Consider the following 22,901-nt stretch of genomic DNA (forward strand, 5'->3'; position numbering starts at 1 on the left):
ATTATTTAGATTTAGGTATTAGTACTAGAAGCTAGCATTAAGCCCCATTGTGAAAGTAATAGGAATAGGATAGCCGTAATTAGGGTTTTCAGGGTCTTTACCAGTAAATGACTTGCTCTTGATAGTAAGGAGGTTTTGTCCGCTTACATACAAGCGCAACTTGCTGAGTTTTATTCTTTCAGATAGTTCTTTAGGCAAAGTATAACCTAATTGTACATTGCGGAGTTTGAGGTATGAACCGTTTTCTACATAGTAAGTAGACATACGCCCTTCGTTATTATCATCTACGCTTGATACACTTGGTATATCAGAGTCTGGATTAGTAACGGGGTCGAAAGCATCGAGCAAACGGCGACCTTTGTTACCATAGGTATCTTGTACACTCCAGAAATCGGTGTGGCGTTTTACGTTAGAGACTACATCTACATTATGTACTCCTTGGAAGAAGACTGTAAAATCAAAGTTTTTGTACTCTAAATAGAAGTTAAGACCATAGATGAAATCGGGTTGTGGATTGCCTATCCAAGTGCGGTCGTCTTCATTTACTACACCATCGTTGTTCAAATCGCGGTAACGAATACGACCAATACCTTTACCATTCTGTTGTGGGTGCTGATTCACCTCTTCTTGAGTTTTGAAGATACCATCGGCTACATAGCCATAGAAGGCATTAGAACCTATAGGGCGACCTAAGCCATTATCCCATTTACCATTGCCCCCGTAAGAGTTGATTACAGAAGTAGGAAGTTCGGTAATCTTATTTCTGTTGGCTGCTATATTGGCATTGATGTCATATTTAAGTCCGGCTTTAGTTTCATTGCGATAGCCTACAGATACTTCTAAACCTTTGTTCTCTACTGCAGCACCATTCATCCATTGGTAAGCTCCTTCGCCTTTGATACCTGCGTAAGGAGGTTCTACCAAGATGTCTTTAGTGTTTTTGATATAATATTCAGCAGAGCCATATAGGCTATTATTGAAGAAACCGAAGTCAAGACCGAAGTTAGTTTGGGTTGTGGTTTCCCATTTGAGGTTTTTGTTACCGAGGCGTGTACGGCGGAACCCTGAAGCTAATTGCCCAGAGCCTTTACCTTCAATATCGTAAGAAGTTTTCCAGATACCGTTCCAAATGAAGTCGCCGGTTACCCCATAGTAAGGGTCGAAGATGTCATAAATAGCGTAGTTATTGATATCTTGGTTACCATTTTGCCCCCAACCAAAGCGCAACTTAAGTTCAGATACTGTGTTGCGAGTTTTCTCCATAAAAGATTCTTGAGAAAGACGCCAACCTAAGTTGAACGCAGGGAAAGTACCCCAACGATTATCCTTAGCAAAACGTGAAGAGCCATCGCGGCGGAGGGTTACAGAAGCTAGGTATTTATTATCAAAAGCATAGTTGATTTTTCCGAAGAAAGAGAGCAACTTATATCCAGTAGAAGAACCGCTACCACTCACACCTCCTGTTGCCAAAGTAGGCCACATATATTCAGGTGTTTCTATAGCGAGATTATTACCCTTGATAGCAAAATTGAGGTCTTCTTGCGAGAACATTTCCATACCTACTAAGGTTTCAAAACGACTCTTGCCAAATTCAAAGTCGTAAGTAGCTGTGTTTGCCCAGTTCCATTTAGTCCAATGAGCTTGCTCGAGTTGAGAGAAAGTTCTTTCTTTACCTTCTTCCATAAATCCTGAAACATACGAACGGTTAAGCACGCGTTTGTAGAAATTACCGTAATCCAAACCGAAGTTAGAACGTATATTTAAACCTTTGATAGGCTGAATGTTGATAAAGGCATTACCAAACATACGCCAATAGTTATAGCGGTTATCTTTATTATCGGCTACAAGGCGTGCTGGATTCTGACGGTCGGGCAAACCATTTACAGGCCCTCCCCAGTGTTTGCCATCGGTAGTGCGCACCGGAATAAAAGGTACTGCTATCATTGCCGATTCGGTGATTTGGTTAGGTTGTTCTACCTCACTAGTGCGGTTTACAGTGAAGTTTTCGCCTATAGTTACCACATCGCCAAAGAGCTTGTAATCGGTATTAATACGAGCTGAAAGACGAGAGAAGTCAGTATTTTTCACCAAACCATCATTGTTGTAGTAGCCCAAAGAAAGGAAGTAGTTACCTTTTTCTGTACCATTGGTTACTGAAAGGTTGTACGATTCGGTTACCCCCATACGAGTGATTTCCTTGAACCAATCGGTATTAGAAGGCAACATTGGGCTACCTGTTTTATCAAAATACTCACGCGGATAGTACAAATTGTTGAGAGTACTATGCCCATTAGCATCGGTAGTATAATCATAATGAATACCAAGAGGATTTTGGTTAGGGTTTCCTCCTCTATTAACAGCTGCTTTCCAAAGTACTTGTGCATACTCGTTAGAATTAAGCATTTTCATCCGAGAGTGGAACATCGACACGGTAGTATAATGGTCAAAATCTACTTTCAGCACACCTTTCTTACCTTTTTTAGTGGTAATAACGATAACTCCATTAGCAGCACGCGACCCATAGATACTGGCAGCCGAAGCATCGCGCAACACTTGTATGCTCTCTATATCATTAGAATTTAACTCGTGCATACCGCCTTGAGTAGGCACCCCATCAATAATATAAAGAGGGTCGTTGTTATTGAGCGTACCGATACCGCGAATGCGAATAGTTGCCTTACCTGCAGGGCCTCCGTTATCGGTTACTTGCATACCTGCTACACGACCTTGAAGGGCTTTCATAGGGTTATTTTCGGCAGTAGACATCATTTCGTTTACTTTTACTACCGAAACTGCTCCGGTAAGGTCGGTTTTACGTTCAGTACGATAACCGACTGATACGGTAACGCCCTCTAAGGCAGTGACTTCTTCTTCTAAGCTTACACTTATGTTCTTGCGCCCTTTCACGGCTACTGTTTGGGTTTTGTAGCCTATATATGAAAAGACCAAACTATCAGTGGCAGCGACGGGATGAAGGGTGTAATTCCCATCAAAATCAGTAGAAGCACCTACCGATTTGTTTTTCACCATCACCGTTACCCCCATCATGGGAGTGTTATCGGCCTTTGCTTTCACTACTCCGATTACTTCTTGGGAAAAAAGAGCTCCTGAAAAGTTACAGAGTAAAAGCGACAGTAAAATGCGTTTGTTTATTTTTCTACTCATCATATTGGTGTTTTTTGCGATTAATTTTCGGTGGCAAAGGTAGAGAAAAAGAAAGCAATGCACTATCAAAAACTAGTCAAAAGCTATCATTTTTTAGCAAAAAAACAGGGAGAAGTATAAAGAAAACAGCACAAAAAAAATCATCAACACATTGAATAAAAGACACTTATACATTTTTTATAGTATATGCAACAAAATTGATAGTTGTATTTTTCTATTTATTTCGTTTTAACAAATATTTGTCGATTATATATGTGTATTATTTCGGGAGTATAAAAACTTATCTATAAAAACAATTAGAACTTTGCACAGTAAAAAGTTTAGTGCTTTTACTGTGCAAAGTTCTTCGGTATATTGGGGGGGGTAGCTTAACACTTAACTACTGTTCCCTCATCTAAATATACTAAGTATTTGCCTTTTACTTGCCAACCTATGGTTTGTAGGTTTTGGGCATAGTACAATAGCTGTTGGTGGTATTGAGGGTTAGGCTGCCCTGTTTTGTAATCGATAAGGTAGGCTTCGCGAGTGGTAGGGTGATAGGCTATCCTATCAGGACGGAAGTATTTGCCCTTGCTGTCTACAAACTCGCGTTCGATGAAGTAATGGTACTCATCAGTAAAGAAAGCTGCTATCTGCGGCTCGCTTAGTAGGGTTTCTATTTGAGGCTTCAGCAGTTGGTATTGCTCCTCGGTGAGGGTGCCCTCTTGTAGCGCCTCGCTTAGTACCGACCCCAAGTCGGTGGCATAGGTTAGTTGCGAAAAGAGGCTGTGTATGAGGTTTCCTCTTTCGAGGGCTTGCTGTTGGTGGGTGTTCCATAGCAGTGAGGCTCCTGTAGCTATCTTATAATGAGGAGCTGCCCACCCTTTCTGAAACAACACATAGCTATCGGCATTTGTTTCTTCTTTCTTTTTAGCTAGTATAGGACTGCCATATTCATACTCAGTAATCTCCTCATTCCAATCTCCTTTATGTTTTAGAAAATCGCGGAGGAGCGTGCCGTAAGTGTTAATCTCTTTCTCAGGGAGCGAAGTGATAACATAGAGAGACGACTCAGGACGGGTCATCGCCACGTATAGCACATTTATCTGGTCGAGGAGGTGTTGCTGGTGTTGCTCGTTGAGAATAGTGGATGCCGCTCCATAGTTTTCAATATTCTTACTGCTCTTCACCAATAGATAGTCAAAACCAGCGAAGTTCTCGGCTGAGACAGGGTACCATATCATTTCGCCACGACCGTCTTCTAACTTGCTATCGGCAAAGGCATAGATAATCACGGGGGCTGAGAGCCCTTTGCTCTTATGTACGGTCATCACGGTGATAGCGTTAAGACCTTCGGGTGAACTGATACTAAGCTTTTCTTTTTGGTCTTCCCAGAAGTCTAAGAAGTCGGCTAAGCCTCCTTTGCGGGCATTCTTGAAGTCGAAAATAAGGTCGATAAAGTGGGTGAGGTAGGCATCTGAATGGCGTGCCACCTCGAAGCAGTTTACCGCTAATGTTACTCCTTCGTATAGTGAATATTGGTTAAACGTTTCTATAGAAAAATGAAAGTCGGCAAAGAAAGTACTCACAGGCTGGTATGCGTACTTGCTTAAGAAAGTATGAGGCTGCTCCGTCCCCTTGCCGTTAGCTCGAATAAAGGCAAAGAGCATCTTGGCCTTTAGGTCTTCGCTTTCGGGGTGGTAAAGCAACTGCAGTAGGGCTATAAGGAACTGCACTGAGGGTACGTTTTGCAGTAACAAAGAGTCGGGAGAGATGACTTTGCGCCCTTTGCTTGATAAGAATGAGGCTACCGCAGCGCCCTCTTTGTTAGTGCGCACTAATATAGTGATGTCTTTATCATCAGCTCCTGCCTCATTGGCGTGCCTTACTTTCTGTAGTATAGCCTCGCAATAACTCTTCTCGCGCGGGGTGAGGGTATCGTCTTTAGTTTCTTCTTCTCTCTCTTCTTCCTCCTCTTCTTGCGCGGTGTTGATAAACGAAATATTTACATAACCCTCTGCTAAGGTACTTTTTGGATAGTTTTGGGCAGCTGCTTCGTAAAGATCTTGGTATTCTCCTATGGTGAAAAGCTTTGCTACAAAAGGGGAAAACGCATTGTTGAAGTCTATAATTTGCTTTAAACTACGGTAGTTTTCAGCCAAATTAACAGTGTTGAGCGGGACTTTAAATGGGTCTTCTTTACCACTATACAGCCTCATAAACTGTTCTGCTTTCCCACCTCGCCAGCGGTAGATAGACTGTTTCGCATCGCCTACTAATAGCACTGAACCCGCTTGGTGGTTTACTTGACTTTGCACTGCATTGAGGATAAGCGGTATAAAGTTCTGCCATTGCAGCACTGAGGTGTCTTGAAACTCATCGATGAAATAATGACGAAACTTCTCGCCTATACGCTCATAAATAAAAGGCGCTGGCTGAGTACTCAGCTCTGAAGAAATTACGCCATTGAACTCCCATATAGGTAAGATGTTCTCTTCCTCTTTGATAAGCGCTATTTCTTTTTGGATACGGTTTAGCAAAGCCAAAGGGGGAAGGTACTTTAGGGCGTTTTGCATAAAGTTGAGCGTACCAAAAGCATTCTGTATATCTTCAAAATAAGTAGTAATCTGAGGTTGTAGGCTATCGATAAGAGCAGTATCAAGGGTTTTAGCGGCTGTTTTGCCGTACATTGGTTCACCTTTTAACAAGTTATTCTGCCAACCACTACCCCAAGCGGGTTCTTTCTGAGGACTAAGCGTTAGTTTTTGGAAGAAATTGTACAGATGACCACCATTGAAAGCCCCCTTATCTAATCCGTGACGGTCTAAGAGTTGCATAAAAGAGAGTGCTGTGGTTTGTATAAGCTGTGCCGCTTGCTCTTTATACTCACTTAGGGACTTCTTTAGGGTAGCGAAATCGCTTAGCTCTTTGTCTTTTAGCGATTGCAGCTGACTATAATGGTTTTCGTTAGTGAGCATCTTGGCTATTTCAAGTAACTCCTTAGAGGTATCCCAGTTCTTATCTTCGTCTATCTTTTCGTTAGAAAAAGCTATAAGCCACTCAGTGAGCTCCTTATCGCCCGCACCTGCTTGGCTCATTAGGTTGTCTACAGCGCGTTCTAAGAGGGTTTGACTGTCCAACTGCACTTCAAAGAAAGGATTAAGGTGTAAATCGTGAGAGAAATGGCGTATCAGTTGGTGGTTGAAGCCGTCAATAGTGCTAATATTAAAGGCAGCGTAGTTATGCAATAGGTATTCTAACGTCTTAGCCGAACGGTCTTGCAGCTCTTTAGGGGTGAGATGCAGACTTTTGCACAATTCGGTAAACATACTGTGGGGGGTATGCAGCATCGTATCCTCGCTAAACTTACCCAACAGCTCAATAATACGGTTCTTCATCTCGAACACCGCCTTGTTAGTAAAGGTAATAGCGAGCAGCTGTCTAAACTGCTCTACATTGAGGGTACTAAGTACAATTTGCAAATAAGCCTTCACGAGGCTATAGGTCTTGCCTGACCCTGCTGAAGCGTTGTAAATCGTATAGCTCATTTTTTATCCTGCGAATTCATCAAGCATATCTAAAGAAGGCACAAAGAAAAGGGTTCCTGTTTCGGCAGTGCTGAAATCTAATAAGCGGTCGTAATTACCTACGGGGTTGCCTACAAACATATTCGTAAGCATCTTTTCTACCGTGCTGAATGTATTGGCGTAGCAGATAAAGTAAGTGCCCATTTGATGACTCACTGGGTCGTGGAAAGGCATATTATCTCTCACTACTTTCAGGTCATCGCCTACATTGGCAAGTGCTGAATGAGCATTTGTAGGTTTGGTATCCTCATCCATTTCTATATCCATTTCTTTGCTGCGACCTATTACTTTTTCTTGTTCGCTAACGGGTAACGAACGCCAAGCGTTCATATCGTGCACATACTTTTGCACAAATAAGTAGCTTCCGCCTTGGTAGTTAGGGTCTTCATCGCCTACAACCGCAAACTGTTTGCGTTCTTCGCCTCGTGGGTTTTCGGTGCCGTCTACAAAACCGATAATAGCACGCCCGTCCCAATACCTAAAACCCTGTACATTCACTATGCAATCGGCTATAGGTTGCAACACATCGCTGATAGCAGCTGCCATATCATAAGCTAAGCTAGGGTTATGCGCACGAATGTGAAAGTGCAAATCGCCTTCAGTAGCTACGGCTGTGTGTTTGCTACCTTTGATAGGCTGAAAATCCTTAAGCTCTTTGGGGAGCGGTTGGGGTAACCCTAAGGTAAGCCACGCCCTATGGCTAATGCCTATGGTTACACTCGCACGCGCTTCGGGGAAGCGGTCGGCTACCGAGTTGTTGAGGTTTCCTACCAAGCCACATACTTTTGAAAAAGTATCTTTTAGTTGTGTTTTGTCTGTATTTTTCTTAAATGCCCATACCAAAAAGACAGTATTGTTATTAGGCAAATCGGTTACATTCTGATAATTCATTATTTCTATTTTTATTTTCAGTAGTTAGTTATTAGTCGTTAGTCGTTAGAAAGTGACACTGTTCTAACGACTAATCTACTAGCTGCTAATTACTGCGGTTTGTCTGTTGATAGATTCTTGGTGAATCGCCTTAAATACCTGTATGATAAACTCTTCACTAAGTCCGTATTGTTCTCCCTCTGAGATTACCTTGCCGAGTATTTCGTGCCAGCGTTGATTCTGCAGGATAGCCACATTGTTAGCTTTCTTTAGAGTGCCAATTTCATCAGAAATATTCATACGCTTCTTAAGCAGGTCTAATAACTGATCGTCTATGATGTCGATATGAGAGCGTAGAGTGCTTAGTTTGCTAACGTAATCTTCTTGGTTAGTAGAGACCTGCCTAATGCGCAAGTCGTTCATAATCTGCACCAAACGCTCTGGAGTGATTTGCTGAGCGGCATCGCTCCACGCAGCATCGGGGGTGCAGTGGGTCTCAATCATCAGGCCATCGAAATTGAGGTCGAGGGCAGTTTGCGATACATCGAAGATAAGTTCGCGCTTACCGGTGATGTGCGAAGGGTCGCAGATGATAGGTAGCAACGGGAATTTATTCTGCAATTCTATCACTAATTGCCATTCGGGTATGTTGCGGTATTTGGTCTTTTCATAAGTAGAAAACCCACGATGTATCACCCCTAACTTCTCAACTCCGGCACGCTGTAGCCGCTCGATAGCCCCTATCCAAAGAGCGAGGTCGGGGTTTACTGGGTTTTTCACCAATACTATCTTATCAGTACCTTTCAGCTCATCGGCTATCTCTTGAATGATAAACGGACTAACGGTAGAGCGCGCCCCTATCCACAATAGGTCGATGTCGTGCTCTAAGGCGAGCTTTACGTGGTCTTTATTGGCTACTTCAGTTGCTATCTTAAGCCCTGTCTCTTCTTTTACACGTTGCAACCATTTCAGACCTAAAGCTCCCACACCCTCAAACATACCGGGGCGGGTACGAGGCTTCCAGATACCAGCACGGAAGAATGACACATCAGTATCCTTAAGACTATGTGCTATGTTGAGTACCTGCTCTTCTGTTTCGGCACTGCAAGGGCCTGCTATTACTACGGGGTGGTCGAGGGCTAAATCATCTAACCACTGACGGTTCTTTTGTGCTATTTCCATTATATTTAGTCGTTAGTTATTAGGTATTAGTCGTTAGTGGTTAGTTATTAGTTAATTGCCAAATCTTTTTAGGCGTAGGGCGTTGCCAATAACGCTTACTGAACTGAAGCTCATTGCTAAAGCCCCTAACATAGGCGATAATAGAATGCCAAAAACGGGATAGAGCGCGCCAGCAGCTACAGGTATACCTATAACGTTATAGACAAGGGCAAAGAAGAGGTTTTCGCGTATGTTCTTCACTACTGCCTTACTCAGCTTTTTAGCCTTTACAATGCCACTGAGGTCGCCTTTTACTAAGGTAATAGGGGCACTTTCGATAGCTATATCAGTGCCTGTACCCATAGCTATACCTACATCGGCTTGGGCTAAAGCGGGGGCATCATTAATACCATCGCCTGCCATTGCTACTACCTTGCCTTGTGCTTGTAGGCGTTTTACTTCTTCTTGTTTGTCTTGTGGCAACATACCCGCGCGGTAGTCGGTAAGCCCTATTTGGCGGGCTATAGCAGCAGCAGTAAGCTCATTATCGCCCGTAAGCATTATTATATGTACGCCTACTTGCTGCAATGCGCGCAATGCTTGAGCGGTGGTATCCTTTAGCTTATCGGCTATCGCCACTGCTCCTATCACTTCGCGGTCGGTAGCCAACAGCGAAAGGGTATATCCTTCTGATTGACGGGCACGTAGGCTATGGCGAATCTCTTCGCTTATAGGGGCACCTATCTCTTCTATCAGTCGTTCGTTGCCAAAGTAGTACGACACTCCAGCGTGGTTAGCTCGTACCCCTTTCCCTGTTAAGGCTTCAAAATCGGTGAAGGGTAAGGGGGTAACTCCTTGTGATTGGGCGTAAGCATTGGTAGCTTTGGCTAAAGGGTGTTCGCTTTGCTGGTTGAGTCCGTAGAGCAAGGGTAACCATTCCTTTTCAGTAAGACTGCCAAAACTCATTACTTTAGCTACCGTAGGCTTGCCCTCAGTTAGGGTACCAGTCTTATCGATGACTAAAGTATCTACTTTGTTCATACGCTCTAACGCTTCGGCATCTTTGATGAGGATACCGTTTTGCGCACCTTTGCCTATCCCTACCATTACCGACATAGGGGTGGCTAAGCCTAAGGCACAAGGGCAAGCGATAATAAGCACGGCAATGGCATTGAGCAGTGCATATACATAAGCATTCTCGCCACCGAAAACTGCCCACACTACAAAGGTAAGTACTGCAATGGCGATAACTATAGGCACGAAGTAAGCGGCTATCTTATCGGCTAATTTCTGTATAGGGGCACGGCTCTGGCTTGCTTCTTGCACGCGGGCTACTATCTGTGCGAGTAGCGTGTCGGATCCGACCTTATCAGCCCGCATCACAAACGACTGTGTGCCGTTGAGAGTACCTGCCGATACGCGGTTGCCCACTTGCTTTTCTACCGGTATGGCTTCACCGGTAATCATACTCTCATCTACAGTAGCATAACCCTCTGTCAGCACACCATCTACGGGGAGCTTTTCGCCTGGTTTCACTCTTAGCAGGTCGCCTATATGAACCTCTTCAATAGGGACTTCTATCTCGTTGCCTTCTACTATCTTAGTAGCTTTGCGAGGGGCTAAATCTAATAGCAACCTGATAGCGGCTTGGGTGCGTGTGTGAGCATTGGCCTCGAGTACTTGTCCTAATAATACCAAGGTTAAGATGACAGTAGCCGCCTCGAAGTAGAGATGCACGCTGCCGTGCGCTTTAAAGGCATCGGGGAAGAGGTTAGGGAAAAAGAGTCCTACCACACTAAAGCCCCACGCTACGCCTGCCCCTATACCGATAAGGGTAAACATATTGAAGTGCAGTGTTTTAAGGCTGCGCCACGCCCGCACAAACAGAAAGCCGCAGAAGTAGAACACTACTGGCAGCGAAAGGACAAACTGCACCCAGTTCCAGGCACTGAGGGGCATTAGTTTGTAAAGCGGATTATTGTGCCACATACCGCTCATCGCTATCACAAAGATAGGCAGCGTAAAGGCAATAGCCCCCCAGAGCTTGCGCTGTAGGTTATCGTCTTTAGGAGCTTCTAAGCTCACCAAATCCATACCACAAACGGGACAAGCACCAGGGTGGTCGTACGTTTTATCGCCCTCGCAACGCATAGGGCAGTAATACACCACCTTAGTGTGAGGGTCTGTAGTTTTTATAGAGGGGGGAGTCGTCGGCTTATGCTGGTGCGCTTTGTCATCGCTCTCGCCTTCTTCGCCTTCTGCTGCAAGGCTGTAATGAGTGCCTTCTAAGGCTTTTTGTAAGGTTTGTAAGGGCACCTCAGCAGTGCTTTCTATTCTTGCTGTAGCCGAAGCCAAATCTACTTGTACCGCTGTAACGCCTGCTACTGCTGAAAGCCTATCGCTAACGGTAGTAACACAACCCATACAGCCCATTCCTTTTACTTTATAAGAGGTTGTCATAATATATTATTGAATTATTTAGAGCGACAAAGGTACAAAATAAATTTGAATTATAAAGTAGTAAATTTTTACAGAGTGAAGTTATGAAGTATATTTTTAAGCTCTTCTTTGCCTGTGCGTCCCTCATATTGCACTATGGCTCTATTCCACCACGCACTATTGGAAAAAAGCTACTGTTTTCTTTGATATTTTTCTTTAATATTTTTTATTAACTCTTCTGCCCTTTTTTTCTCAATACCAATTGCTGAAGCAAGACAATTAAGTAATTCTTTATATTTTTCTATATCTCCTCCTTTTTCAACAAACTCTTTACATTTCTCAATATATTTTTCCTCTTTATTTGTCAGAGGAAAAGAAAGTGTTAATTCTGCCAACTCTTCTAATTGATTAGCTCTCTCAGAACTAATATTATAAATTTCTTGCAAACTTTGTAATATAAATTGTTTTTGAGTAGAAATAGTTTTCTTATTCTTATTTTCTAATAAGCATAAACTTCTAAAAACAGATTTTATAAAAAACCAACAATTTCCTCTAGATTCTTTAAAAACTAATGCTTTTATTGTATTAAAATCTTTTATATATTTCTCTTCATTATTCATTGATAAATAACTACTTTCTATTTTTATTCCTTTTTGAAAGAAAAATCTATATAAATAATATATTAATCCTAAAAGAAAAAGAAAAACAAAAAGAAAAAGAGAAATCATATAAACACTTTCAATTCTAATAAACTTATTATATCCATCGCAATTTCTTACTAATATTTCAGAAAATAAATACCCAACATGAAATATCATAGCAACTAACGAGATTTTTAAACTAACTTGACCAATTAAAATATTGACTTTAGAAGGAGAAAACTTACCTGCTTTAGTTCTTAGTAGATTATTATCAAATTCTATTTCATTATGTCTTAATGTTCCCATTCTATAATAAATGGGAAATTTCAGTTTTTTTTCATAATTAACAATAGCTCTCTCGCAAAGTTCATATTGAGCTTTTGAACCTTTAAACATATAAATCCACAACATAGAGAATATAGCACTAATACCACATAAAGCAATACATAATAAATTCATCCCCATTGAAAAAGGTCTTTCTTTAAATAACTCATATAATAAAATACCATACCCAGTAAAACACAATATCAAAAAAGGAGCTAAAAACACACCTTTTTGCCATAAGTTATTAATTTCTAAATCTCTACATCTATAAAGATTTTCTAAGATTATTTTTTGTTTTTCAAACTCTTCGTTCATAATTATTCTTTTAATTATATTTTTTCTATAATTCCAAAACTATTAGCTCATCTATTCCTAAGACGATAGCTAAGCGATTAAGCAATCGGCATTCAACTTCTTAAAAACTCTCCTTTCACAATGTGTTCCTATACTCTTCACTGCAAAAAAAGATTTTCTCTTTTCAAGCGGCAAATGTAAAACATTTCTTAATAAAACCCTAATTTACTATCAATTTTAACACTCAAGAACAGCAATTTTTGTTATAATATCCTTTATTCAATTTTATTTCATTACTTTTGCCTTGTAAATCAGCAATTAATATGAAGTATATCCTTAGCTTTATGGCTCTTTGGTTGGTGGCGTGTCAGTCGGCTAACCCTTATGAGGACAAAACTCTTGCTTTAGTACCTCTGAAAACTTTCCCGCTGCCCAAAATTAGTGTGCGCGCTATGCAGTTGCTCTCTGATAAAAACGTAGCTTTCGCGGGTTCTGACGCTTCTTTTGGCTTTATCAATACTCAAAACCATACTATCGCCCTCTCTGACCTCAAAAACAAAGGGGTTATCTCTGACTTTCGTTCGGTAGCCGCTACCTCCGATCGCTTTTTTATGCTTTCTATAGGTACTCCTGCCATACTCTATAGGGCTGAACCCAGCGGTATGACGGAGGTATTTCGCGATGACCACCCTTTGGCTTTCTACGATAGTATGCACTTCCTAAACGACCAGTTTGGCATAGCGGTAGGCGACCCTATAGACAGCCGTATGCAGGTGCTCGTTACCCACAACGGTGGTAAAACATGGGCAAAACGCACTTGGTCGCAAACTCCTAAACTGGCAGAGGGCGAGGCTATTTTTGCAGCCAGCAATTCGGCTATTGCGTATATCGACAAAAAGCTATGGGTAGTAACAGGGGGCAGTGCGAGTCGTATTTTTTCTTCTGAAGACCAAGCACATAGCTGGACAGAGGTAGCCCTGCCTTTAGCACAGGGGGCTCCTACTAAAGGGGCTTTTAGCGTGGCTTTCTACGACTCTAAACACGGTATAGTGATGGGGGGCAACTACGAGCAACCCGCTGACCGCAATGGCACAGGGGCTATTACTGATGACGGTGGCAAAACGTGGCAACCGCTAACTGCTGATAGTTCTTTTGGCTATGTTAGCTGTGCGAAGTACGTGCCTAATAGCAAGGGTTATGCCTTAGTAGCTTGCTCGCCTAACGGACTTTATTACTCTACTGACCGAGGCTATCATTGGCAACGCCTCAGCGCTGAGGTCTATCACGCTCTTTTATTCATCAATGAGCAAACCCTTATCGCCTCTGGTGACGAAAAGATTAGTATTTTTAGAGTGGTTAGTAATTAGTCGTTAGTGATTAGTCGTTAGTCGTTAGAATAGATTATAAAAAAGCGTCTGCCTAAGAGAAAGTTCTTTTAGGCAGACGCTTTTGTGATTTGTCAATTTGCTAATTGGCTAATTGGCTAATTATTATGTTGTGAGCATTGGTTATAAAGTTCGCGCCAAGCGGCTCCTCTTTTCTTCATTACATTTTCGAGGTATTCCTTCCACACGAGTTTGTCTTTATCTTCATCTTTTACGATAGCTCCTTGCAAGCCCGATGCCAAATCTTCATCGGTAACCACTCCCGTACCAAAGCTACCTGCCAGCGCCATACTGTTTGTAATAAGCGAAATAGCTTCGGCAGTAGAGATTACTCCACTAGGCGATTTCAGCTTCTGCTTCTCATCGAGGGTAGCCCCTTTGCGCAATTCGCGGAAGATAGTTACAATCTTCTCTATTGCCTCAGCCGACGGTTGTTGTGCCTTTAGTTTGTAGTTATTAGAGATTTCGGCTACCCGCTTGGTTACTATCGAAACTTCGGTTTCGAGAGTCGCTGGGGCAGGCAATACTATGATGTTAAAACGCCTTTTGAGGGCAGACGACATATCGTTTACACCACGGTCGCGGGTATTGGCAGTGGCAATAATTGAAAAACCGCGCTGAGCAGGTAGTTCTTGGCTAAGCTCTGGTATAGCGATAGTCTTTTCAGAAAGAATAGAGATAAGCGCATCTTGCACCTCAGAGGCACAACGCGAAATCTCTTCAAAACGTGCTACCGAACCTGTCTCCATTGCCCTATAAATAGGCGATTTGAGCAGTGCCTCATTAGAGGGACCATTAGCCAATAGCATAGCGTAGTTCCACGAATAGCGTATATGCTCTTCGCTTGTACCCGCAGTACCCTGAATCACCTTGCCTGAGTCGCCACTGATAGCGGCTGTTAGGTTTTCTGACAACCACGATTTAGCGGTACCAGGTTCGCCAATAAGCAATAGCGAACGATCGGTTAGCAGGGTAGCGATAGCAATCTCTACCAAGCGGTTATGCCCTATATATTTAGGCGTAATAGTTACTCCGCTGGCAGTACCACCGGTTACAAACTTAAGCACCGCCTTAGGCGATAGCTGCCACCCTATGGGTTTTTCTTCTTTTTTGTCTTCTTCCTTAAGGGCTTCTAACTCATTAGCATAGAGTTTTTCAGCCGGAAGGCGTAATACATTTGACATAGCTTTTTGATTTGCCGATTTGTCAATTTGCTGATTTGTCAATTAACTCATTACAAATTAATTCATTGCAAATTGACTAATTAGCTAATTGATGTTTCGTTTTTATTGTTCCTATTATTTTGTTGATAATCCTAATAATACTTAATAATTCTGTTTTCTCATTTTCAGTATTAGGATAAGTTGGAGAGTACAAACATAAATCTAACCAATACATCGTTTCTTCTGCTTCTTTAGCAGCAATTTTGAGTTTATGAACAAAATCAGACTCACTTTCTGCATTTTGAGCTTCTCTGACATTTGCGCCAATAGAGGTAGCAGACCTTAGCAATTGATTAGATATGGCAAACTTCTTTCTCTCATCTAAAACATTACAAAGTTCAATTGCCATAAGTGAAAATTGAAATGTTTTATCTACAATCAAATTAGGTTTTTCCATAAAATTAATTGGTTAATTTGTCGATTTGTCGATTTGTCAATTTGTGAATGAGTTAATTGACAAATCGACTAATTGACTAATCTGCAAAGGCGTGTTTGTAGCCTTTTTGCTTGTTCCACGCGCCACGAGTGAAGTCTGGGATTTGTACAGGAGCACTGCCATTCTCTAACGATAGCTTAGAAAGAGGCGATAAACAGCACCACTCTGCTAGGTCATACACGTCCATATCAAGTGGCAAACCATTGCGCAAGCAGTAGATAAGACGGTAGTCCATTATGAAGTCCATACCTCCGTGTCCGCCTACTTCTTTGGCTTTAGCTTCTAACTCTTTAAGAATGCGTGGTTTGTATTTTTCCATTAAGGCTTTTTTAGCACTATCAGGCATAAAGCTGTGTGCTGATAGGTTTTCGTGGTCAGGTACTATATCCTTATCTACGTTTTCAGGTTGTAGCAAATAGCCTGATATAGGATATTTATTAGCAAAACCTTTAGTACCTGTAAGTTGGTACATACGAGAGTAAGGGCGTGGGGTTACCACATCGTGCTGTATCTGTATAGTTTTACCTTTTTCGGTCTTAATCATTGTGATAGTAAGGTCGCCGTTTTGGAAATCAGCACCGTCTTTGCCTGTTACGCGTTTCATCACTTCTCTGCCGCGGAAAGGGTCGGTATCAAACGATACTAAGTAGTTCATCTTATCGCCACGGTGAATGTTAAGCGCTTGGCATACAGGACCTATACCGTGAGTAGGATATACATCACCACGGTTTTTGAAGTTGTAGTCTAAACGCCAATTGTTCCAGTAGTAAGACCAAAACTCATCGAGGTTATGGATGTAAGAACCCTCGCCGTGAATTACCTCGCCCAACAACCCTTGTTGTGCCATATTGAGGGTAGTAATTTCGAAATAGTCATACACACAGTTTTCGAGCATCATACAGTGCAAGCGTGTTTTTTCGCTCATATCAATAAGCGCCCAAATCTCTTTCATATCAAGAGCGGCAGGCACTTCTATAGCTACGTGTTTGCCGTGTTGCATAGCGTAGAGCGCCATTGGGGTGTGGTGCTTCCAGTCGGTTACGATATACACAAGATCAATGTCTTTGCGCTCGCAAAGTTCTTTCCAAGCGTCTTCGCTACCGGTGTACTGAGGCACGCGTTTTAGTCCCGCCTTATCAAGCACTTTTTGGGCTTTTTCTACCATCTCTGGACGTATGTCGCAAAGAGCAGCGATTTTAGCCCCCGGCACGTGTATGTAACGCTCTACCGCACCATGTCCGCGCATACCCAAGCCTATGATACCCACTCGCACGGTGTCGAGCTTAGGGGTTACAAGGTTGAGCACATCGGTCTGACCTTTAGCGCGTTTAGGCACTTTTACTTTAATAGTTTTGTTGTACTTAGTTTTAGTTGATTTTTGCTGAGCACTAACAGCTGTAAAGCTGAAAGACAATACGATGCTAAAAAGCATCCATAACATTTTTCTCATCATAGTTTATGATATTTTAGAGGTTAATTATCTGCCCGCAAAGGTAATCTTTTTTTCATTAGCAACCAAAAAAAATTGCTAATTTGTCGATTAGTAAATTTGCCAATTAGTAGATTTGCCAATTAGTAGATTTGTCAATTAGTAGATTAGCTAAATCTTCTGTTTTATGTATGCTGGTTAGATGTTTATCATTCGGTCATCCTTCGCTCATCCTTCGCTCATCTTATATCTAAAGTAATGGGAAGGCTGGGAAGGCTGGGAGGGCTGGGAAATTAGAAAATTAGCAAATTTGAAAATTAGCAAATTTGAAAATTGGCTAATTGACAAATCAACAAATTGGCAAATTGGCAAATTGGCAAATTATCACTACCTTTGCCGAATGAAACACATTACACAAAAATGAAACACATTACACAAAAATTAGCTGAGCGCGCGGCTCACAATGCGCTACGCAGCCTACAGCAGCGCCATTTCTCCATTGATTTCTACTCTAACGACTATATAGGTTTTAGCACTGATGTCGCTATCAGTCGCCGTATACAAGCGCTGGCAAATAGCGACCTCGCTCACGGTTCTACAGGCTCGCGTTTGCTGTCGGGCAATCTGCCTATTTTTGGCGAAACCGAACAGTATATCGCTGATTTTCAACACGCTGAAGCTGCCCTTCTGTACAATTCTGGCTACGATGCCAATGTAGGTTTCTTCTCTTGCATAGTAGGGCGCGGCGATGTGATACTATACGACAGCTATAGTCACGCTTCTATTCGCGACGGCATCTCGCTGAGCTTAGCCAACGCCTATAAGTTCAAACACAACGATTTAGAAGACCTCGAAAAGTTGCTCAAAAAATTTGCTACCGACCAACGCACGGTGCTGATCGCTACCGAAACGGTCTTTTCGATGGACGGCGACAGTCCGGATTTGCGGCGCTTGGTGGCCTTAGCCCAGCGGTACGAAGCTTATGTGGCGGTAGACGAGGCGCACGCCATAGGGGTATTTGGCCCAAACGGCAGCGGACTTATACAGGCTTTGGGGTTAGAGAACGATATTTTTGCGCGCATCGTTACTTTTGGCAAGGGGTTGGGCGCTCACGGAGCTGCCGTAGTAGCCTCGGCAGAGGTGGTGCAGTACTTGGTAAACTTCTCGCGCTCGTTTATCTACACTACCGCTATGAGTCCGCACAGTGTTGCCACCATACGCGCGGGCTACGAACAGCTATCGCAAACGGAGGCAATCAGTCAGCTTCACAGCCATATTAGTTACTTCAAAACACAAATAGCCCAACAGCAGCTGCAAGGTTTTATCGCTTCGGATTCGGCTATACAGGCGATGGTAGTCCCTGGTAATGAGCGCGTAAAAGCCCTTGCGGCTCAACTACAAGCGCAGGGTATAGGCGTGCTGCCTATCTTAGCCCCTACCGTGCCGGCTGGAGAAGAGCGCCTACGCATCTGCCTGCACAGCTTTAACACCGAAGAAGAGATTAAAAAATTAGTAAATTTGCTAACGGACAAATTTGCTAATTGACAAATTATTCGTACCTTTGCCGCTGTCTAAAAAAAACTCATTACTACGAAAAAATTAAGAAAAATATTAGTCCGTGGACTCTTAGGGCTGCTCCTGCTATTGCTGTTAGTAGGAGGGGCTTTATCGCTGCCTATAGTGCAAACCTACATAGCCCAAAAAGCAGTAGCTTACCTCAATAAAGACTTCGATATAGACCTAAATATCAGCAAGATACACCTGAAGATAAACGGACAGGTAGCCCTGAAAGAGGTGCTGATACGCGACCATAAGCAAGATTCGCTTATCTATGCCGAGCGCCTCAATACTTCTATCTTAAACTTCAAACAGCTTATCGATGGTAACCTCTACTTTGGCGATATAGAGGCTGAGAACTTGCTTTTCAATATGAAAACCCACAAGGGCGACACCCTTTCGAACCTTGATGTTTTCGTTAATAAGTTTGATTCGGGCGAACCCAGTTCGGGCAAGTTTATAATGAAAGCCAAATCAATTGAGCTTGTCGATAGCCGTTGCTACATCAGCGATGAGAACAATGCTGACCCCTCGCTGCTGAAGATAGACCACCTAAACGCCACTGTTACTGACTTTCTGATACGCGGCAGCAACATATCGCTGTCGCTGCCCTCTTCAAACTTTGTATATAATCGTCAGCTAAAGGTAGACAATATGACTACCCCCTACTTCGCTTATACCGATACGGTGATGCAAGCCGACAAGCTACAGCTACAACTCACCCCCGACACTGACCTCTATGCTGACCTGAAAATGTACCCCCACAAAGGCAGTTATGGCGACTTTGTGAATAAGGTAGTCTTTGACGCTCAGGTACATAAAGGGACTATTAACACTACCCACCTCAACACGTTCTACAATGGGTTTTCGCCTAATCGCATTATCGCTCTTAAAGAGGTAGCAATGAAAGGTACCCTAAACGATTTTACCCTTCCGAAGGGCGAGATAAGTTACCAAAACACTCTCATCAGGGGCGAATTGAGCTTTCAGAACCTGCTTGCCGACAACCGCAATATCATAGTGATAGGCAAAGAGGTGTATGCTGAGACTATTTACAACGATTTGGCGTACTTGATGCCTACCGTTTTAGGTGAAAATATCCCTGCGGAACTTCAAAAGCTGGGTATGTGTTCGCTTACAGGCGATTTCGCTTATAAAACCACCTCGCTACTCACCAACTTACAGCTAAAAACAGCTGAAGGTGAAGCCCATATCGACGGCTTTTTAGACGACCTAACGCATACTGACCAAACGACTTTCAAAGGCACCCTCGTAACCGACCAGCTACATTTGGGCAGGCTTTTAGACGACCATAGTGTGGGGGCACTCACTGCTAACCTAACGGTACGCGGGCAGGGTTTTGACATAAACACTATGCAGCTTTATGCCAATGGCGATATTCATTCCTTAGGCTATAACGGCTATAATTATAAGCATATCAACATAAATGGGGAACTGAAAAAGCAAGTATTCAACGGCAAGATTGACGCACGCGACCCTAACCTAACGATGAAATTTAGTGGGCTAGCAGACCTTTCGCACGCCGCTACTAAATTCGACTTTCAGGCAGATATAGCCATAGCCGACTTGCACGCTTTGAAGTTTATAGAGATGGATAGCATTTCGCAGTTCTGTGGCAAGGTGATTATTGACATTGAGGGCAACCAATTAGACGATATAGTAGGCAAAATAGCCTTTAAAAACACGCATTACATCAATTCAGCAGGCGATTTCAACTTCAAAGACTTTGAGGTACACTCGACTCTGACCAATGGAGTGAAAGAAATCAGTATTAATTCGCCCGACATTGTTAGCGGTAATCTGAAAGGAAACTTCCGCTTAGCTGAAATGAAGAAAATGATGCAGAACGCTGTGGGGAGTATGTATGCCCACTACAAACCATATAAGATTGAGCCTAACCAATACGTTGATTTTCACTTTAATATCTACAACAAAATAGTAGAGGTATTCGTGCCTAAAGTGAAAATAGGGAGCAATACTTTTATCAATGGGAATATAGATGCTGACAACACGAATTTCAAGCTGCAGATGAAGTCGCCAAGCATTAATGCTTACGATAATCAGATAGACAGCCTAAGCCTTGAGATAGACAATAAGAACCCGCTGTACAACACCTTTTTAGAGGTGAAAAAAGTTGATTTTGGCGTGTATGCTATTCAGGATTTCAACCTGATTAATACCACTGTGAAAGATACGCTTTTCTTCCGCACCGAGTTTAAAGGAGGCGAATCGGGGAAAGATAACTATGAGCTGAATTTCTTTCATACTTTGAACCAGAAACAAGAGTCTGTTATTGGTATCAAAAAGTCGTTAGTGAACTTTAAAGGCAATGCGTGGTACATCAATCGTGAAAACGAAATGAACGAGTACAACAAACTTGTACTCAATCGTACTGCCGATAGCTTGCGGATAAGCAACTTCAAGATGGCGCACCAAAACCAATATATGAACCTCAGCGGATTGGTGACTACTAACGACTATAAAAACCTGCATTTGGTAGCCCATAACGTAGCCTTAGACAAGGTTATGCCCGAAATGAAAGGGCTCGACCTAACGGGTACCCTCAACGGTAATATATCGCTTACCCAAAAAGGGAAACTATACTACCCTTCTGCTGACCTTTTTGTGCAGTATTTTAAGCTAAACGGCTATGACTACGGCGATTTGGAAGTAAATATCTTTGGTAATAATGACCTTTCGTCTTTCGATGTAAATGCTTTCTTCTCCAACGGGCGCTCCTTAGGTTTTGCTACGCGTGGAAAGATAAACTTAGACAGCAAGAAAGGTACGCTCTTAGACCTAAAAGCCTACTTCCAAGACTTTGCGCTCTCGCCTTTCAATCCTTTTGTAGAAGGTATTTTCTACGACCTGCGGGGTAAGATGAGCGGATTAGTAAACATAAAAGGTAGCATAACCGACCCGCTGATGGACGGTACCCTTACCCTACAAGAGGCAGGGGCTGGCATCAGCTACTTAAACCTCAATGCTGACATAAACGACGGCGCTAAGATAAAGGTAAACAACAAAACCTTTGATATAGACAACTGGCAACTGACCGATACCGCCTATAATACCCAAGCTACCCTAAATGGTTCTATCAGGCATAACCGCCTACTCGATTGGTTTTTAGACCTGAAGCTACAGACCCTCGGCAAACGCTTTATGGTGCTTAACACCCAATATACTGACGATGCTCTTTTCTACGGCACCGCTTTTATGAATGGGGCTGCTACTATAAAAGGGGCTTTAGACGAGATAGCTATAAATGTAAATGCTAAGACCGAAGAGGGTACTTCGTTCAAAATACCACTAAGCGATACCGAGAGCGTAGGCGATGATTCCTTTATCACTTTCGTAGAAAAAGGAGATAAAAAGGTAAAAGTGCAACGCGATTTAGAGTCGATTAAAGGGTTAGAGCTCAATTTTGAATTAGACGTACAGCCTACTGCCGAGGTAGAGATAGTGATGGATAAAAAAACAGGTAGCAACCTTGTAGGGCGCGGGGCTGGTACGCTACTTATCGAAATCAACACTAACGGCAAGTTTAATATGTGGGGTGACTTTATCACCTATTCGGGCTTCTACAATTTCAAGTACGAGAATATTATAGACAAGCGTTTCACAGTGCTACCTGGGGGCTCTATCTCTTGGAGTGGCGACCCACTGATGGCTACCCTCCGCGACCTGAAAGCTGCCTATAACCTAACCGCTAACCCCAGCACTCTGTTGGAGAGTACACAATACAACCGAAAGATTAATACCCAAGTGGTTATTAAACTCGGTGGCGAACTGATGCACCCCGAAACTGTATTTGATATTACCTTCCCTGATAGCAGCCCGAGTTTGGTATCAGAGCTCAACTACAAACTCGAAGACCAAGACCGCAAACAGCTACAAGCCTTTTCGCTCTTGGCACAGGGGTCGTTTATGAGCGAAAAGAATACGGATAACCGTTTAGTAGCCTATAATCTGTTTGAAACAGCTGCTGGGCTATTCAACCAACTACTATCTGACGAAGATAACAAACTCAACTTAGGGGTATCGTACGAGGCGGGCATCAATGATAGTTCCTCAGACATTAACAGCGACCGATTAGGCTTTACCGTCTCTACCCAAATAACCGATTGGGCGAGCGTAAATGCTAAAGTAGGAATACCTGTTGGGGGGGTAAGCCGTACAGCTGTAGCGGGTAATGTAGAGGTACTCTTTAGGCTCAACCCCGATGGTAGTCTGACAGCTAAGATTTTCAACCGCGAAAACGAATGGCAACAATATATGTTAGACCGCATAGGGTATGCCCAAGGGGTTGGTCTTACCTACACCGTTGATTTCAATACCTTCAAAGGGCTTATGTATAAAATCTTTGGAACGAAGAAAAAATAACAATTAA

Annotated in this window: 12 protein-coding genes; 3 read left to right on the forward strand and 9 right to left on the reverse strand. The window is 42.7% G+C overall.

All coding sequences use genetic code 11. The features are described from left to right. Positions 1-24 precede the first annotated feature (24 nt). From FOC45_RS08535 to FOC45_RS08560, 6 genes are all read right to left on the reverse strand, one after another. Positions 25-3,168: a TonB-dependent receptor gene (locus FOC45_RS08535; RefSeq protein WP_009388678.1), complete on the reverse strand. Its 3,144-nt coding sequence runs from the start codon at positions 3,166-3,168 to the stop codon at positions 25-27. 365 nt (positions 3,169-3,533) lie between these two features. Continuing rightward, the gene (locus FOC45_RS08540; protein ID WP_009388679.1) at positions 3,534-6,692 is read right to left on the reverse strand and encodes an exodeoxyribonuclease V subunit beta; all 3,159 of its coding nucleotides are present in this window, start codon (positions 6,690-6,692) and stop codon (positions 3,534-3,536) included. A gap of 3 nt (positions 6,693-6,695) precedes the next feature. Further along, positions 6,696-7,622, reverse strand: a complete 927-nt coding sequence (locus FOC45_RS08545; protein WP_009388680.1) for a Dyp-type peroxidase — start codon at positions 7,620-7,622, stop codon at positions 6,696-6,698. Positions 7,623-7,700: 78 nt separating this feature from the next. Further along, positions 7,701-8,783 (reverse strand): bifunctional 3-deoxy-7-phosphoheptulonate synthase/chorismate mutase type II, encoded by a 1,083-nt coding sequence (locus tag FOC45_RS08550; protein ID WP_009388681.1) that lies wholly within the window; start codon positions 8,781-8,783, stop codon positions 7,701-7,703. Positions 8,784-8,834: 51 nt separating this feature from the next. Beyond that, a complete protein-coding gene (locus FOC45_RS08555; protein WP_009388682.1) occupies positions 8,835-11,222 on the reverse strand; it encodes a heavy metal translocating P-type ATPase in 2,388 nt (795 codons plus the stop codon). Positions 11,223-11,392: 170 nt separating this feature from the next. Beyond that, positions 11,393-12,481, reverse strand: a complete 1,089-nt coding sequence (locus tag FOC45_RS08560) for a hypothetical protein (RefSeq protein ID WP_009388684.1) — start codon at positions 12,479-12,481, stop codon at positions 11,393-11,395. Between the two features lie 302 nt (positions 12,482-12,783). On the opposite strand from FOC45_RS08560, the gene FOC45_RS08565 reads away from it, so the two are divergent. Continuing rightward, the gene (locus tag FOC45_RS08565; protein ID WP_009388686.1) at positions 12,784-13,827 is read left to right on the forward strand and encodes a hypothetical protein; all 1,044 of its coding nucleotides are present in this window, start codon (positions 12,784-12,786) and stop codon (positions 13,825-13,827) included. 116 nt (positions 13,828-13,943) lie between these two features. On the opposite strand, the gene FOC45_RS08570 is transcribed toward FOC45_RS08565, so the two are convergent. The 3 genes from FOC45_RS08570 to FOC45_RS08580 form a co-directional block, all read right to left on the reverse strand. Next, positions 13,944-15,029, reverse strand: coding sequence for an AAA family ATPase (locus tag FOC45_RS08570; RefSeq protein ID WP_034539530.1), 1,086 nt, complete (start codon positions 15,027-15,029; stop codon positions 13,944-13,946). Positions 15,030-15,105: 76 nt separating this feature from the next. After that, complete coding sequence (locus FOC45_RS08575) at positions 15,106-15,465, reverse strand: four helix bundle protein (RefSeq protein WP_009388690.1); 360 nt, start codon at positions 15,463-15,465, stop codon at positions 15,106-15,108. A gap of 76 nt (positions 15,466-15,541) precedes the next feature. After that, positions 15,542-16,957, reverse strand: coding sequence for a Gfo/Idh/MocA family protein (locus FOC45_RS08580; RefSeq protein ID WP_009388693.1), 1,416 nt, complete (start codon positions 16,955-16,957; stop codon positions 15,542-15,544). Positions 16,958-17,353: 396 nt separating this feature from the next. On the opposite strand from FOC45_RS08580, the gene FOC45_RS08585 reads away from it, so the two are divergent. Beyond that, entirely contained in the window at positions 17,354-18,478 is a 1,125-nt protein-coding gene (locus FOC45_RS08585) for an 8-amino-7-oxononanoate synthase (RefSeq protein WP_009388698.1), read from the forward strand. A 93-nt stretch (positions 18,479-18,571) separates the two neighbouring features. Beyond that, on the forward strand, positions 18,572-22,894 hold the full coding sequence (locus FOC45_RS08590; protein WP_034539506.1) for a translocation/assembly module TamB domain-containing protein: 4,323 nt from the start codon (positions 18,572-18,574) through the stop codon (positions 22,892-22,894). The last annotated feature ends 7 nt before the right edge of the window (positions 22,895-22,901 follow it).

It is taken from the genome of Capnocytophaga sp. FDAARGOS_737, assembly GCF_009730375.1.
In the GTDB taxonomy this organism is placed as follows: domain Bacteria; phylum Bacteroidota; class Bacteroidia; order Flavobacteriales; family Flavobacteriaceae; genus Capnocytophaga; species Capnocytophaga leadbetteri.

Excerpts from the sequence above, each read along its gene's own strand:
- FOC45_RS08535 (WP_009388678.1), bottom strand. The coding sequence starts at position 3,168 with ATGATGAGTAGAAAAATAAACAAACGCATTTTACTGTCGCTTTTACTC.
- FOC45_RS08540 (WP_009388679.1), bottom strand. The coding sequence starts at position 6,692 with ATGAGCTATACGATTTACAACGCTTCAGCAGGGTCAGGCAAGACCTAT.
- FOC45_RS08545 (WP_009388680.1), bottom strand. The coding sequence starts at position 7,622 with ATGAATTATCAGAATGTAACCGATTTGCCTAATAACAATACTGTCTTT.
- FOC45_RS08550 (WP_009388681.1), bottom strand. The coding sequence starts at position 8,783 with ATGGAAATAGCACAAAAGAACCGTCAGTGGTTAGATGATTTAGCCCTC.
- FOC45_RS08555 (WP_009388682.1), bottom strand. The coding sequence starts at position 11,222 with ATGACAACCTCTTATAAAGTAAAAGGAATGGGCTGTATGGGTTGTGTT.
- FOC45_RS08560 (WP_009388684.1), bottom strand. The coding sequence starts at position 12,481 with ATGAACGAAGAGTTTGAAAAACAAAAAATAATCTTAGAAAATCTTTAT.
- FOC45_RS08565 (WP_009388686.1), top strand. The coding sequence starts at position 12,784 with ATGAAGTATATCCTTAGCTTTATGGCTCTTTGGTTGGTGGCGTGTCAG.
- FOC45_RS08570 (WP_034539530.1), bottom strand. The coding sequence starts at position 15,029 with ATGTCAAATGTATTACGCCTTCCGGCTGAAAAACTCTATGCTAATGAG.
- FOC45_RS08575 (WP_009388690.1), bottom strand. The coding sequence starts at position 15,465 with ATGGAAAAACCTAATTTGATTGTAGATAAAACATTTCAATTTTCACTT.
- FOC45_RS08580 (WP_009388693.1), bottom strand. The coding sequence starts at position 16,957 with ATGATGAGAAAAATGTTATGGATGCTTTTTAGCATCGTATTGTCTTTC.
- FOC45_RS08585 (WP_009388698.1), top strand. The coding sequence starts at position 17,354 with ATGAAACACATTACACAAAAATTAGCTGAGCGCGCGGCTCACAATGCG.